Raw genomic sequence first — 13,602 nt, 5'->3', positions numbered from 1 at the left:
GCTCTTGCCCTCGCGCCGCGCGCGCCTGTATGGAGAGCCTCGTCGGGGCGTAGCGCAGCCTGGTAGCGCGTCTGTTTTGGGTACAGAAGGTCGTGAGTTCGAATCTCGCCGCCCCGACCACATCCTCCCACCGATCTTCGTGAGTCGTGCGGCCCGCGCTACATACAGCGCAGACTACGATCTGGCCCGACCATATCTAGTATGTTTCCTGCCCGATTCTTGCGCAAATCGAACATTGGCGCGCTTGCCTGTTGCCGCTCTGCCGCGCCCGCCGAAAAACCGATGGTAACAGGACGATGACGCCCCGGCTCATGCGTGTTGCGAGCAACCTGCAAGAAACGCCTGAAATATCGGGCGCTTTCCCGACCCGCTCCGGGGCCCGCCGCGACAGCCGACTCGGACGGGCTCGCCGAGGCCGGCCAGTCAAGCGAAAAACGATAAAAATCTCCGTTGATCTTTGCGGCTACCTACGCCAGTTTGTGCAGGCTGGTCGGCGAGCCACAACATATAGTGTGGCCGCTCGGCGGGTAGGGATAGAAGTCTAGCATCGAGCAGCCCCGATCGTGGAGCATTTTACGGTGACCGTTTGACCGGTCGGCGGAGGACATAGAGTCCCCCGACGCCCATCCCTTGCCCCGCCGCCCCGACCGGGAGGTATGAGATCGGCCCGCCGCCGCAATGACGGCCTGGGCCTCGAGCAAGAAGGGACGATACGGGCGCCATGAAAATCGAACGCAAATTCACCAAGGCAGGGGCAGACGCCTACGCGCAACTGGACTTCACCTCCACGACCTCGGAGATCCGCAATCCTGACGGCACGGTGGTGTTCAAGCTTGAGAACGTCGAGGTGCCTTCCGGCTGGAGCCAGGTGGCCTCCGACGTGATCGCGCAGAAATACTTCCGCAAGGCCGGCGTTCCGGCGGCAACCAAGCCGGTGAAGGAAAAAGACGTGCCCGCGTTCCTCTGGCGGCATGTGCCCGACAAGAAGGCGCTCGACAAACTTCCCGAGAATCAACGCTTTGGCGGCGAAACCTCGGCCAAGCAGGTGTTTGACCGGCTCGCGGGCGCCTGGGCCTACTGGGGCTGGAAGGGCGGCTATTTCACCACCGAGGAAGATGCGAGCGCCTATTTCGACGAGATGCGCCACATGCTCGCGGCCCAGATGGCGGCGCCGAACTCGCCGCAGTGGTTCAACACCGGCCTGCACTGGGCCTATGGCATCGACGGGCCGAGCCAGGGGCATTACTACGTCGATTACCAGTCGGGCGAGCTGACCCGCTCGGCCTCCGCCTACGAGCACCCGCAGCCGCACGCCTGCTTCATCCAGTCGATTGGCGACGATCTCGTCGGCGACGGCGGGATCATGGATCTCTGGGTGCGCGAGGCGCGGCTGTTCAAGTACGGCTCCGGCACCGGCACCAACTTCTCTTCCCTGCGCGCCGCCAATGAACCGCTATCGGGCGGCGGCAAGTCGTCGGGGCTGATGGGCTTCCTCAAGATCGGCGACCGCGCCGCCGGCGCGATCAAGTCGGGCGGCACCACCCGGCGCGCGGCCAAGATGGTCATCGTCGACGCCGATCACCCCGATATCGAGGAATACATCAACTGGAAGGTCAAGGAGGAGCAGAAGGTCGCCTCGCTGGTGGCCGGCTCGAAGATGCACGAGCAGCACCTCAACGAGATCTTCGCCGCGATCCGCGCCTGGGACGGCGCCGAGGCCGACGCCACCGACCCGAAGGTGAACGACACCCTGAAGGCCGCGATCCGCGCCGCCAAGAAGGTGGCGATCCCGGAGAACTACATCAAGCGCGTGCTCGATTACGCCAAGCAGGGCTACGGCTCGATCGAGTTCCCGACCTATGACACCGACTGGGATTCGGAAGCCTACGGCACCGTGTCGGGCCAGAACTCCAACAACACCGTGCGCGTCACCGATGCCTACCTCGAAGCGGTGCGCAACGATGCCGACTGGGAGCTGATCCGCCGCACCGACGGCTCGGTCGCCAAGACGATCAAGGCGCGCGACCTGTGGGAGCAGATCGGCCACGCCGCCTGGGCCTCGGCCGATCCGGGCATCCAGTATCACGACACGATCAACGCCTGGCACACCTGCCCCGAAGACGGGCAGATCCGCGCCTCGAACCCGTGCTCGGAATACATGTTCCTCGACGATACCGCCTGCAACCTCGCGTCGATGAACCTGCTGACCTTCCTGCACGACGGCAAGTTCGACGCCGAAAGCTACATGCACGCCACCCGGCTGTGGACGATCACGCTCGAGATCAGCGTGATGATGGCCCAGTTCCCGTCGAAGGAAATCGCGCAATTGTCGTTCGATTTCCGCACCTTGGGCCTCGGGTATGCGAACATCGGCGGGCTCTTGATGAACATGGGGCTGGGGTATGACTCCGACGAGGGCCGGGCGATGACCGGCGCGCTCACCGCGATCATGACCGGCACCGCCTATGCCACCTCGGCCGAGATGGCCGGCGAGCTTGGCGCCTTCTCGGGCTACCAGCGCAACGCCGAACACATGCTGCGGGTGATCCGCAACCACCGCACCGCGGCCTACGGCGCCAGCGATGGTTACGAGGGCCTCGCGGTCAATCCCGTGGCGCTCGATCACGCCAACTGCCCCGATCCCCGTCTCGTCGACCTGGCGATGGCCAGCTGGGACGAGGCGCTGGCGCTCGGCGAGCAGCACGGCTACCGCAACGCGCAAGTCTCGGTGATCGCGCCGACCGGCACGATCGGGCTTGTGATGGATTGCGACACCACCGGCATCGAACCCGATTTCGCGCTGGTGAAATTCAAGAAGCTGGCCGGCGGCGGTTACTTCAAGATCATCAACCGCTCGGTGCCGGCCGGGCTCGAGGCCCTCGGCTACGGCTCCGCCGAGATCGAGGAAATCGTCGCCTACGCCGTGGGCCACGGCACGCTCGGCAACGCGCCGGGGATCAACGCCAGCACGCTGCGCCAGAAGGGCTTCGGCGAGGCCGAGATCGCCAAGATCGAGGCCGGGCTGGTCGGCGCCTTCGACATCCGCTTCCTGTTCAACCAATGGACGCTGGGCACGGATTTCTGCAAGGAATCGCTTGGACTTACCGATGCGCAACTGAACGATCCCTCGTTCGACATGCTGCGCCACCTCGGCTACTCGAAAGGCGATATCGAGGCCGCGAACGATCACGCCGTCGGCACCATGACGTTGGAAGGCGCGCCGCACCTGAAGGAAGAGCATTACCACGTCTTCGACACCGCCAACCCGGCCGGCAAGAAGGGCAAGCGCTTCCTCTCTACCAACTCGCACATTTACATGATGGCGGCAGCGCAGAGCTTCATCTCGGGCGCGATCTCGAAAACCATCAACATGCCGCACAACGCCACCATCGAGGATTGCCAGAAGGCCTACGAGCTGTCCTGGAGCCTTGGCGTGAAGGCCAACGCGCTCTACCGCGACGGCTCGAAGCTGAGCCAGCCGCTCGCCTCGGCGCTGGTCGAGGACGACGAGGAAGCCGAAGAGATCCTTGCCTCGGGCACGCCGCAGGAAAAGGCGGCGGTGCTGGCCGAGAAGGTGATCGAGAAGATCGTCATCAAGGAAGTCGCGCGCGGGCGCGAGAAGATGCCCGACCGGCGCAAGGGCTATACCCAGAAGGCCACCGTCGGCGGCCACAAGGTCTACCTGCGCACCGGTGAATACGAGAGCGGCACGCTCGGCGAGATCTTCATCGACATGCACAAGGAAGGCGCGGGCTTCCGGGCGATGATGAACAACTTCGCCATCGCGGTTTCGGTCGGCCTCCAATACGGCGTGCCGCTGGAGGAATTCGTCGACGCCTTCACCTTCACCAAGTTCGAACCCGCCGGCATGGTGCAGGGCAACGAGACGATCAAGAACGCGACCTCGATCCTCGACTACATCTTCCGCGAACTGGCGGTCAGCTACCTCGACCGCACCGACCTTGCGCACGTCAAGCCGGAGGGCGCGAGCTTCGACGACATCGGCCGCGGCGAAGAAGAAGGTGTCAGCAATATCAAGGAGATGAGCGAAACGGCTGCGAGCCGGTCGCTGGAGGTGCTCAAGCAGATCAGCTCCACCGGCTACCTGCGCAAGCGGCTGCCCCAGGAACTGGTGGTGCTCCAGGGCGGGGTGTCGTCCGGGGCGACGGCGCTCGGCAATGCGCCCGACCCGGTCGGCGCGCTGCACACGCTGGTGCCCGAAACCGCCGACGGTCTGGCCGGGGGCACGATGCTGAAAGGCACCGGCACGAGCGGCCCCGCGGCCACCGCGCTCGGCACCGGCACGGTGTCGGTCGACCCCCGCGCCAAGGCCCGGATGCAGGGCTACGAGGGTGACCCCTGCGGCGATTGCGGCAACTACACGCTGGTGCGCAACGGCACCTGCCTGAAGTGCAACACCTGTGGCGGCACCACCGGGTGCAGCTGAGAGGTCGATATGGAAATACTTGATCTCCAAGGGTATTTCGTGATCGACGGCCGCGAGGTCGAGGCGGGATCGCTGCGTGTGATCGTCTCGACCGGCGGCGACGGGCTGCGCCTCGGGTCGGGTGCTTTCGCGCTGCCGCTGGCGCTGGTGGGCGCGAGGCCCGGCACATCGTTCGGGTTCCGCAGCGAATCCGGCGAGCGGATCGGGCTGATCCTGCGCGAGATCGACCCGGTGGAGGGGGTGGGATATTTCCTCACCGAGGGGCCGATCCCGGAGCGGGCCGAGGCCGCGCGCCGGGCATGAACACCGAGACCCGCGGCGGGTGCGCTCGCCGCGTCCGCGGATAAGGCCGCAGGCAGAAGCACAAACGGGCGGTACCAAGGACGAGCCTTATCAGCGAAACTGGGGAGCTTTGGCTCCCCTTTTTCTTGCGTGCCTTCTTGCCAAGTGGAGGGGAATCCTATCCAATCGGATAGGTGAAAGCGTATCTTTTGGGCAAACGTCCCCGACGAAAGGGGAAGTGACTTGGACTTTTGTATAGTTTCTCGCGTATTCGTGTTGCAAAATGAAAAAGAGACCCGGGCGTGCTTCCGGGCAGGATTTCGGAGGATTGCGCGATGATCGGACTCGTGCTGTGGTTCAACCCGAAGGCGCGGGTGGGGATGATCTGGTGCGAAGACCAGGGCCCGCTCGCCTTCCTGGGGCCGGAGGTGGAGCTGCCCGGCGGCTGTGAAACGCTCGATTGCGGCGACCAACTCACCTTCTCGATCGAAGTGCGCGACGAGGTGCGCTTCGTGCGCGACGTGGCGTCGGTCACCTCGGGACTCGTCGCCGCCGATCCGCGCGACATCATCGCGGGCTTCCACAGCACGCGCGAGACCGAATCCCACCTCAACATCGTGGCCTGAACCGGCCCGGGCGCGGGCCGGGGCGTCAGCCCTCGCTGCCGCGCGCCAGCGCCGCAACCCCGGTGCGCGCAAGCTCGACAAGGCCGAGCGGGCGCATGAGATCGGCGAAGGCGTCGATCTTCTCGGGGCTTCCGGTGATCTCGAAGATGAAACTCTCAAGCGTCGAATCAACCACGCGGGCGCGGAAGATATCGGCCAGCCGCAGCGCCTCGACCCGCTTGTCGCCGGTTCCCGAAACCTTGAACAGGGCCAGCTCGCGCTCGACGGAGGCCCCCTCCACGGTGAGGTCGTGCACCTCGTGCACCGGCACGATCCGCCCGAGCTGCGCCTTGATCTGCTCGATCACCGCCGGCGTGCCGGTGGTGACGATGGTGATCCGCGAGCGATGCCCGGTGTGGTCGACCTCGGCCACGGTGAGGCTGTCGATGTTGTAGCCCCGGCCCGAGAACAGCCCGATCACCCGCGCCAGCACGCCGGCCTCGTTGTCGACCAGCACCGCCAGGGTGTGACGCTCGATCACCTCGGCGTTCGGATCGCGCAACTCGTAGGCCGATTTGCGGGAGGAGCCTTTCTTGATCTTCAATGCAGCCATCTGTCCAGCCCTCCTTACACCAGCACCGCGCCGCCGCCCTTGATGGCGTCGGTCGCCTTGTCGTCGCCCAACAGCATCTTGTTGTGCGGTTCGCCCGACGGGATCATCGGGAAGCAGTTTTCGTGTTTTTCCACCAGCACTTCCAGCAGGAACGGCCCGTCATACTCGATCATCTCGTGGATCGCGTCGTCGAGTTCGGCCGGGTCCGACACCCGGCGCCCCTTGCAGCCGAAGGCCTCGGCCATCTTCGGGAAGTCGGGCAGGCTCTCGGTCCAGCTTTGCGAGTAGCGCTCGCCGTGCAGCAGCTGCTGCCACTGACGCACCATGCCGAGGCGCTCGTTGTTGAGGATGAACTGCTTGACCGGCAGGCGGAACTGCACCGCCGTCGAGATTTCCTGGATGTTCATCAGGATCGAGGCGTCGCCGGCGACGTTGATCACCAGCGCGTCGGGGTGGGCGATCTGCACGCCGTTGGAGGCGGGCAACCCGTAGCCCATGGTGCCGAGGCCGCCGGAGGTCATCCAGCGGTTGGGATCCTCGAAGCCGAGGAACTGCGCCGCCCACATCTGGTGCTGGCCCACCTCGGTGGTGATGTAGCGGTCCATGTCCTTGGTCAGCGCCTCGAGGCGCTGGAGCGCGTATTGCGGTTTGATGATCTTGTCGGAATTGGTGTAGGACAGGCACTTGACCGCGCGCCATTCCTCGATCTGGCTCCACCACGCCTTGAGGCCGTCCTTGTTGACCTTGCGCCCGCGCGATTTCCAGATCCGCAGCAGGTCTTCGAGCACGTGGCCGACATCGCCGAGGATCGGCAGATCGACGTGGATGACCTTGTTGATCGAGGAGGCGTCGATGTCGATATGCACCTTCTTCGAGCCCGGCGAGAAGCTGTCGAGCCGGCCGGTGATCCGGTCGTCGAACCGCGCCCCGATGTTGATCATCAGGTCGCAATCGTGCATCGCCATGTTGGCTTCGTAGAGCCCGTGCATGCCGAGCATCCCCAGCCATTTCTCGCCCGAGGCGGGGTAGGCGCCCAGCCCCATCAGGGTGGAGGTGATCGGAAAGCCGGTGGCCTCGACCAGTTCGCGCAGGAGCTGGCTCGCGCCGGGGCCGGAATTGATCACGCCGCCGCCGGTGTAGAAGACCGGCCGCTCGGCCTGTTCCATCATTTCCACCAGCTCGGTGATGGCGAGCGTGTCGCCCTTCACCTGCGGCCGGTAATGCTCGGTGCGCGCCTTCTGCGGCGGAACATAGGTGCCGGTGGCGAACTGCACGTCCTTGGGGATATCGACCAGCGTCGGCCCCGGCCGGCCGGTGAGCGCGACGTGAAAGGCCTGGTGGATCGTCTCGGACAGCTTGTTGGTGTCCTTCACCAGCCAGTTGTGCTTGGTGCAGGGCCGGGTGATGCCCACGGTGTCGGCTTCCTGGAACCCGTCGGTGCCGATCATGAAGGTGGGCACCTGGCCGGTGAGCACGACGATCGGGATCGAGTCGAGCAGCGCGTCGGTGAGGCCGGTGACCGCATTGGTCGCCGCCGGGCCGGAGGTGACGAGCACCACGCCGGGCTTGCCGGTGGAACGGGCATAGCCCTCGGCGGCATGAACCGCGCCCTGTTCGTGGCGCACGAGGATGTGGCGGATATCGTTCTGCTGGAAGATCTCGTCATAGATCGGAAGAACCGCGCCGCCGGGGTAGCCGAATACCGTGTCCACACCCTGATCCTTCAGGGCCTGAACCACCATTCTCGCTCCGGTCATCTGACGTGTCATCTTGCTCTCCGTGTCACGCGTCGCTGTCGAATAAAAAAAGCCCCCGAGGCTGTCGGGGGCGCATGGGGATTTATCAGGGTGCCGTCACCGTCCCATGCGCCGCTCGCCTACTACTACGATGAGAATGCCGTTCATTCCCGGGATCTCCCTTGTAACGCGCGCCAGACTAGGAGGGGGCGCCGGGGGCGTCAACGGCAAAATAGGTGAATAAAGTGTCGCAGGGGTAAATTCTGCAGCAATATTATTCTGCAGATGGGCCTGTCGGCAGTTGATCGTTCATTTCGGGGCGCTTGCCCCCGCCGGGTCAGCCCCGGCGCACCGCGGCGGCGCCGGGCAGGGTGATCTGTGCCACCTGCTCGGCGATCGGATCGTTCGAAAGCGGGTGCGGATCGGCGCGGAACGCGTCCGGATCGGACAGTTCGACCCATTGGCCGCCGGAATAGATCTCGAGCGGCGAAAACCGCGCCTTGTAGGCCATCTTCGGGCTGCCGGGCACCCAGTAGCCGAGGTAGACGTAAGGCAGGCCCGCCTCGGCGGCGAGGCGGATATGGTCGAGGATCACGTAAGTGCCGAGGCTGTCCGCGCGCCTGGCGGGGTCGAAGAAGGAATAGACCATGCTCAACCCGTCATCGAGCACGTCGGTCAGGCAGACAGCGGTGAGCTCGCGGCCGCGCTCGTGATCCTCCGACCGGGTGGAATACTCGATCACCCGGCTCCGGATCGGGGTTTCCTCGATCATCGCGGCGAACTCGAACACGTCCATGTCGGCCATGCCGCCATCGGCGTGGCGGTCGTCGAGGTAGCTGCGGAACAGCTCGTATTGCTCCTCGGTGGCCCAGGGCGCGCGGGTGCGGCGCATCAGGTGGGCGTTGCGCCTGTCGGCGCGCCGCTGGCTCTTGCTGGGCGCGAAATCGGCCACCCGGATCCGCGCCGAAAGGCAGGCGGAACACTCGGCGCAGGAGGGCCGGTAGAGCACGTTCTGCGAGCGCCGGAAGCCCTGTTTGGAGAGCGTGTCGTTCAGCTCGTGCGCCTGTTCGCCCTGCAGCGCGGTGAACAGTTTGCGCTCCATCCGCCCCGCCAGGTAGGGGCAGGGCTGTGGCGCGGTCACGTAGAACTGCGGGGCGAGCGGCAGGGTGTGGCGCATGGGGCGGCGTTCGGCTCTAAAGGCTTGATCATACATCGAGTGCCGGCGCGCAGGCGCGGCCGACAGGGGGAGCCTAACACCCGAGCGCGGCCGCGCCAAGTGCTTGGCACGATTGTGAGTAAACCCGCCTTGGGGCGGCCTCAGGCGCGCGCCGTCATGTTGAGCGCGGCGGTGCCGAGGGCGTGATCGGTGAGGCCCTGGGCCCGGGCCGAGGTGAGCATCAGCACGATCGAGATGATCTGCGGCACCACCATCGACACCGAAACCTGGTAGCCGATCGTGTGTAGCGCGGCGGTGGCGAGATCGAAGCGTTCGCCGCGGTGGGTGCGCATCTCGATGGCGACGAGCCGCATCCCCAGCGTGGCCGAGCGGTTGGCGAGGGTCACGGTGCGGTAGACGAAGGCGACCGCCACGATCAGCAGGCCGAAGAAAAAGAACCCGATGCCCACGGTCAGGAGCGAGATCAGGAAGGCGGTGAGGAAGACGATCAGCGCGTCGAAAACCCATGCGATCAGCCGTTTCACGGGAATGTCGGCGTAGAACTCCGATTGGGTGTCGGGGTCGGGCAGGCCCCAAAGGGCGGTGTCGGTCTGGGTCATGGTGTTCATCCGGGCAGGGGGAGGCGGCCCCGGTGGGGGCCACCCGTGTTGGCTCAGGTCGGCTCAGGCTTTCGCCGGCGCGTCGTGGTCGGCGGCGTCGCCGTCTTCGTCGGCCTCATCCGCCGCCTCGGCGCGTTGCGCGCGGGCCTTGCGGGCGGTCTCGGCGCGCTCGTCCATGAACGCGTCGAACTCCTGCTGGTCCTTCGCCGCGCGCAGCCGCTCGAGGAAGGTTTCGAACTGCTCCTGTTCGTCCATCAGGCGCTTGAGCGTGTCGGCCTTGTAGGCGTCGAAGGCGCTGTTGCCCGAGGGGCGGAAGCCGTGCCGGCGGTTGGTCCATTCGGTGTCATGGGCGCTGCGGCTGTGGCTGGAATCTTTGGAAAACATCCGTTTGCTCCAGATCATGTAGGCGAGAAGGGCGAGGCCGACCGGCCAGAAGAAGACGAAGCCGAGAACCATGACGGCGATCCAGGCGCCTTTGCCACGGTCGTCGAGCCAGGATTCGGCGCGGCGGAACCAGCCTTCGGCCCCCGGCGATTTACGGGCTTCAAGATTGAGGGCGACAGTCATCGGGGTGCTCCTTGTGCGAACGATTTGAATGTGAATGCCTTTCACATCGAATAGATCGGCATGGCGCCTCCGGGTTTCAAGGAAAAATGTGAACACGCTTCACATTAATTTCGATTACATCGTGAAATCAGCCACTTGTGCCCCGGAAATCCGGGCGATTTCGCGCGGGTCGGCGGCGAAGACGTGGCGCGGGGTGCCGGCGGCGGCCCAGACCTTGTCGAATTCCAACAGGCGCGGATCGAGGAAGGCGCGGATCTCGCGCAGATGGCCGACCGGGGCGACGCCGCCGATGGCGAAACCGGTTTCGGCCCGGATCAGCTGTGCATCGGCCTTGCCCAGTGCCTCGCCGGCCAGCGCGCTGGCCTTGTCCTGGTCCACCCGGTTGCCGCCCGCGGTGAGGAACAGAACCACGTGGCCGTCGGCCTCGCCGCGAAAAACGATGGATTTCACGATCTGGTCGAGCGCGCAGCCGGCTGCGGCCGCCGCGTCCTCGGCGGTGCGGGTGCCCTCGGCCATTTCGAGGATCTCGGCCGCGATCCCGGCTTCGGCCAGCGCCGCCTCCACCCGCGCGAGCGATTTCGATTTCGCCATGTCTGCCTGCCTCCCTCTTTGCACAGGTTCTGGCATGGAGCCACGCCCGGGCGCAAGGCCGGGGCGCGGCCGAAATCCGCTGCGGATTTCGCCACGGTTTCCGCAGCGGAAACCGAAGCGTTTTCCGTTGCGGAAAACGCCGCCTCGGGGCGGCCATGTTTGCTTGACCCCCCCGAAGGCCCGGCGCAATCTCCGGCCATGACATTCGCTTCCCGCATGACCCGCTGCCCCATCCCCTTCGACCGTGACCATGGCGCCGAGGCGGCCACGCGCTTTGCCGATCTCGCGCCCGAACTGGCCGAGCTGCTGACCGGCGCGGCGGGGTGCAGCCCCTATCTCAAGGGGTTGATGGAGCGCGAGGAGGAATGGCTGCGCGCGGCCCTCGCCGACAGTCCCGAGGCTGCCTTCGAGGCGGCGATCGCGCCGGAGGGAGATGGCGATCCGGGCGACGCGCTGCGCCGGGCCAAGCGCCGGGTGGCGCTGATCGCGGGGTTGGCCGATCTGGCCGGCGTCTGGTCGCTCGAGGAGGTCACCGGCGCGCTCACCCGTTTTGCCGAAAACGCCACCGACCGGGCGCTCAAGTACCATGTCGGCCGCGAGATCGCGCGCGGCAAGCTGCCGGGCGCGAGCGAGGACGATATCGAAACCGCCGGCGGCGCGGTGGCGATCGCGATGGGCAAGATGGGGGCGGGGGAACTGAACTATTCCTCCGACATCGACCTGATCATGCTGTTCGACGAAAGCCGCTATGAGCGCGACGATTTCCACGAGGCGCGCGCGAGCCTGGTCCGCGCCACCCGCCGGATGAGCGCCACGCTTTCGGAGATGACCGCCGAGGGCTACGTGTTTCGCACCGATCTGCGGCTGAGGCCCGATCCGGCGGTGACCCCGGTGATCCTCTCGATGGCGGCGGCGGAAGCCTATTACGAGAGCCTCGGGCGCACCTGGGAACGCGCGGCCCATATCAAGGCGCGGCCCTGCGCCGGCGACATCGCGGCGGGCGAGGCCTATCTCGACCGGCTCACCCCCTTCGTCTGGCGCAAGCACCTCGATTTCGCCGCGATCCAGGACGCCCACGACATGCGCCTTCGCATCCGCGAGCACAAGGGGCTGGGCGGGCCGATCACTCTGGAGGGGCACGACATGAAGCTCGGCCGCGGCGGCATCCGCGAGATCGAGTTCTTCACCCAGACCCGCCAGCTCATTTCCGGCGGGCGCGACCCGTCGCTGCGCCTGCGCGCCACCGTGCCGGGGCTGGCGGCGCTCGCCGGCGGCAACTGGGTGCCCGAGGACGTGGCGGAGGTGCTGGCGATGCACTACCGCGGCCACCGCGAGATCGAGCACCGGGTGCAGATGGTGCGCGATGCCCAGACCCACGCCTTGCCCGGCAGTGCGGGTGGGTTCCGCCGGATCGTCAACATGTCGGGCGAGGACGACGTGGCGGCCTGGCGTGAGCGGCTGCGCGACGCGCTGGCGGAGGTGCACGAGCTGACCGAAGGGTTCTTCGCGCCCGAGGAGCGGATAACGGCGGCGCCGGTGCTGCATGCCGACGACGAGGAGATCGTCGACCGCTGGCGCAATTACCCGGCCTGTCGTTCGGCCCGCGCGGCGGGGATCTTCGAGCGGCTGAAGCCCGATATCCTCGCTCGGCTGCACAAGGCCGCGCGCCCGCGCGAGGCGCTGGTGCAGTTCGACGCCTTCCTGCGCGGCTTGCCCGCCGGGGTGCAGGTGTTCTCGCTGTTCGACGCCAACCCGGCGCTTGTCGACCTGATCGTCGATATCGCCGCCACCGCGCCGGCGCTGGCGGTCTACCTCGGGCGCAACTCCCAGGTGCTCGACGCGGTGATCGGCGGCGACTTTTTCGCCGACTGGCCGGGGCTGCACTGGTTGGCGGACGATCTCGGCGCCCGGCTGGAAGAGCTCTCGGAGGATTACGAGGCCCAGCTCGACGCCGCCCGCCGCTGGCTGAAGGAGTGGCACTTTCGCGTCGGTGTGCATCACCTGCGCGGGCTGGTGACGGGGCGCGAGGCGGGCGCGCAGTATTCCGACCTCGCCGAGGCGGTTCTGAGCGCGCTCTGGCCGGTGGTGGTGACGCAGTTCTCGCGCAAGCACGGCGCCCCGCCGGGGCGCGGCGCGGTGCTGATCGGTATGGGCAGTCTCGGCGCGCGGACGATCTCGTCGACCTCCGATCTCGATCTCATCGTGATCTACGACGCGGACGGGGTCGAGGAGTCGCAGGGGCCGCGCCCGCTGACCGCGCGGCCCTATTACGCCCGGCTGACCCAGGCGATGGTGACAGCGCTCACCGCGCCGATGCCCGAGGGCAAGCTCTACGAGGTCGACATGCGGCTCAGGCCGTCGGGGCGGCAGGGGCCCGTGGCCACCGGGCTCGACAGCTTCGCCGCCTACCAGCGCGACGAGGCCTGGACATGGGAACACCTCGCGCTCACCCGCGCCCGCCCGGTGGCCGGCAACATGGAGATCGGCGCCGATGTCGAGGCGGTGCGCGCCGAGGTGCTCCGGCGCGACCGCGATCCGGGCGCCACGATCCGCGACGTGGTGGAGATGCGCGCCCGCATCGCCGAGGCGAAGGGCACGGCGGGTCCGCTCGCGGCGAAGGTCGGGCCGGGGCGGTTGCAGGATATCGAGCTGGTCGCGCAATGCGCCGCGGTGCTGGCGCAGGATTGCCCGCGCGACGTGGAAGGGCAGATCGGCAGCGGTGTCGAAATCCGCTGGCTCACGCAAGGGGAGGCCGAGGCGATGCTGGCGGCCTATGATCTATTGTGGCGGATGCAGGCGGCGGCCAAGCTGCTGACCGAGGGTGCGCTCGATCTCGAGGCGGTCGGCACCGGCGGGCGCGAGTTCCTGCTGCGCGAAACCGGGATGGACAGCGCCGAGGCGCTCACCCGCGAAGTGGAAGCCCGCGCCGAGGCGGCACGGGCGGCAATCGAGGCGGCGCTCGCGCGCCTGCCGGGGGAGGCATGA

The 13,602-nt window shown here is 66.7% G+C and carries 10 protein-coding genes and 1 tRNA gene; 5 read left to right on the top strand and 6 right to left on the bottom strand.

Annotation, left to right across the window (positions count from 1 at the left end; genetic code table 11):
* The first annotated feature begins 43 nt into the window (after positions 1-43).
* From IEW01_RS08035 to IEW01_RS08020, 4 genes are all read left to right on the top strand, one after another.
* Positions 44-120 (top strand) — tRNA-Pro (locus IEW01_RS08035).
* Between the two features lie 601 nt (positions 121-721).
* Entirely contained in the window at positions 722-4,447 is a 3,726-nt protein-coding gene (locus IEW01_RS08030) for a vitamin B12-dependent ribonucleotide reductase (protein WP_188527092.1), read from the top strand.
* A 9-nt stretch (positions 4,448-4,456) separates the two neighbouring features.
* Positions 4,457-4,750 carry a hypothetical protein gene (locus IEW01_RS08025; protein WP_188527091.1) on the top strand — a complete coding sequence of 98 codons (294 nt, stop codon included), beginning with the start codon at positions 4,457-4,459 and terminating at the stop codon, positions 4,748-4,750.
* Between the two features lie 314 nt (positions 4,751-5,064).
* The gene (locus tag IEW01_RS08020) at positions 5,065-5,355 is read left to right on the top strand and encodes a hypothetical protein (RefSeq protein ID WP_188527090.1); all 291 of its coding nucleotides are present in this window, start codon (positions 5,065-5,067) and stop codon (positions 5,353-5,355) included.
* Between the two features lie 25 nt (positions 5,356-5,380).
* On the opposite strand, the gene ilvN is transcribed toward IEW01_RS08020, so the two are convergent.
* The 6 genes from ilvN to IEW01_RS07990 all read right to left on the bottom strand — a co-directional run bounded on the left by ilvN (position 5,381) and on the right by IEW01_RS07990 (position 10,617).
* Positions 5,381-5,947 carry an acetolactate synthase small subunit gene (gene ilvN, locus IEW01_RS08015; RefSeq protein WP_188527089.1) on the bottom strand — a complete coding sequence of 189 codons (567 nt, stop codon included), beginning with the start codon at positions 5,945-5,947 and terminating at the stop codon, positions 5,381-5,383.
* Positions 5,948-5,961: 14 nt separating this feature from the next.
* Positions 5,962-7,716 (bottom strand): acetolactate synthase 3 large subunit, encoded by a 1,755-nt coding sequence (locus IEW01_RS08010; RefSeq protein ID WP_188527088.1) that lies wholly within the window; start codon positions 7,714-7,716, stop codon positions 5,962-5,964.
* Between the two features lie 304 nt (positions 7,717-8,020).
* Positions 8,021-8,860, bottom strand: coding sequence for an arginyltransferase (locus IEW01_RS08005; RefSeq protein WP_188527087.1), 840 nt, complete (start codon positions 8,858-8,860; stop codon positions 8,021-8,023).
* 140 nt (positions 8,861-9,000) lie between these two features.
* Positions 9,001-9,459 (bottom strand): RDD family protein, encoded by a 459-nt coding sequence (locus IEW01_RS08000; RefSeq protein ID WP_188527086.1) that lies wholly within the window; start codon positions 9,457-9,459, stop codon positions 9,001-9,003.
* 63 nt (positions 9,460-9,522) lie between these two features.
* On the bottom strand, positions 9,523-10,026 hold the full coding sequence (locus IEW01_RS07995) for a DUF2852 domain-containing protein (protein ID WP_188527085.1): 504 nt from the start codon (positions 10,024-10,026) through the stop codon (positions 9,523-9,525).
* A 114-nt stretch (positions 10,027-10,140) separates the two neighbouring features.
* Positions 10,141-10,617 carry a YbaK/EbsC family protein gene (locus IEW01_RS07990; RefSeq protein ID WP_188527084.1) on the bottom strand — a complete coding sequence of 159 codons (477 nt, stop codon included), beginning with the start codon at positions 10,615-10,617 and terminating at the stop codon, positions 10,141-10,143.
* Positions 10,618-10,815: 198 nt separating this feature from the next.
* Here IEW01_RS07990 and IEW01_RS07985 point away from each other — a divergent pair, with 198 nt between their 5' ends.
* The gene (locus IEW01_RS07985) at positions 10,816-13,602 is read left to right on the top strand and encodes a [protein-PII] uridylyltransferase family protein (RefSeq protein WP_188527083.1); all 2,787 of its coding nucleotides are present in this window, start codon (positions 10,816-10,818) and stop codon (positions 13,600-13,602) included.

Source organism: Sinisalibacter lacisalsi (assembly GCF_014640115.1).
Taxonomy (GTDB): Bacteria; Pseudomonadota; Alphaproteobacteria; order Rhodobacterales; family Rhodobacteraceae; genus Sinisalibacter; species Sinisalibacter lacisalsi.
The sequence above is the reverse complement of the archived record's forward strand: the minus strand, read 5'-3'. Positions and strand labels throughout refer to the sequence as shown.

Coding starts and splice junctions, on each gene's coding strand:
- IEW01_RS07985 (WP_188527083.1), top strand. CDS start 10,816: ATGACATTCGCTTCCCGCATGACCCGCTGCCCCATCCCCTTCGACCGT.
- IEW01_RS07995 (WP_188527085.1), bottom strand. CDS start 10,026: ATGACTGTCGCCCTCAATCTTGAAGCCCGTAAATCGCCGGGGGCCGAA.
- IEW01_RS08030 (WP_188527092.1), top strand. CDS start 722: ATGAAAATCGAACGCAAATTCACCAAGGCAGGGGCAGACGCCTACGCG.
- IEW01_RS08005 (WP_188527087.1), bottom strand. CDS start 8,860: ATGCGCCACACCCTGCCGCTCGCCCCGCAGTTCTACGTGACCGCGCCA.
- IEW01_RS08000 (WP_188527086.1), bottom strand. CDS start 9,459: ATGACCCAGACCGACACCGCCCTTTGGGGCCTGCCCGACCCCGACACC.
- IEW01_RS08025 (WP_188527091.1), top strand. CDS start 4,457: ATGGAAATACTTGATCTCCAAGGGTATTTCGTGATCGACGGCCGCGAG.
- IEW01_RS07990 (WP_188527084.1), bottom strand. CDS start 10,617: ATGGCGAAATCGAAATCGCTCGCGCGGGTGGAGGCGGCGCTGGCCGAA.
- IEW01_RS08020 (WP_188527090.1), top strand. CDS start 5,065: ATGATCGGACTCGTGCTGTGGTTCAACCCGAAGGCGCGGGTGGGGATG.
- ilvN (WP_188527089.1), bottom strand. CDS start 5,947: ATGGCTGCATTGAAGATCAAGAAAGGCTCCTCCCGCAAATCGGCCTAC.
- IEW01_RS08010 (WP_188527088.1), bottom strand. CDS start 7,716: ATGACACGTCAGATGACCGGAGCGAGAATGGTGGTTCAGGCCCTGAAG.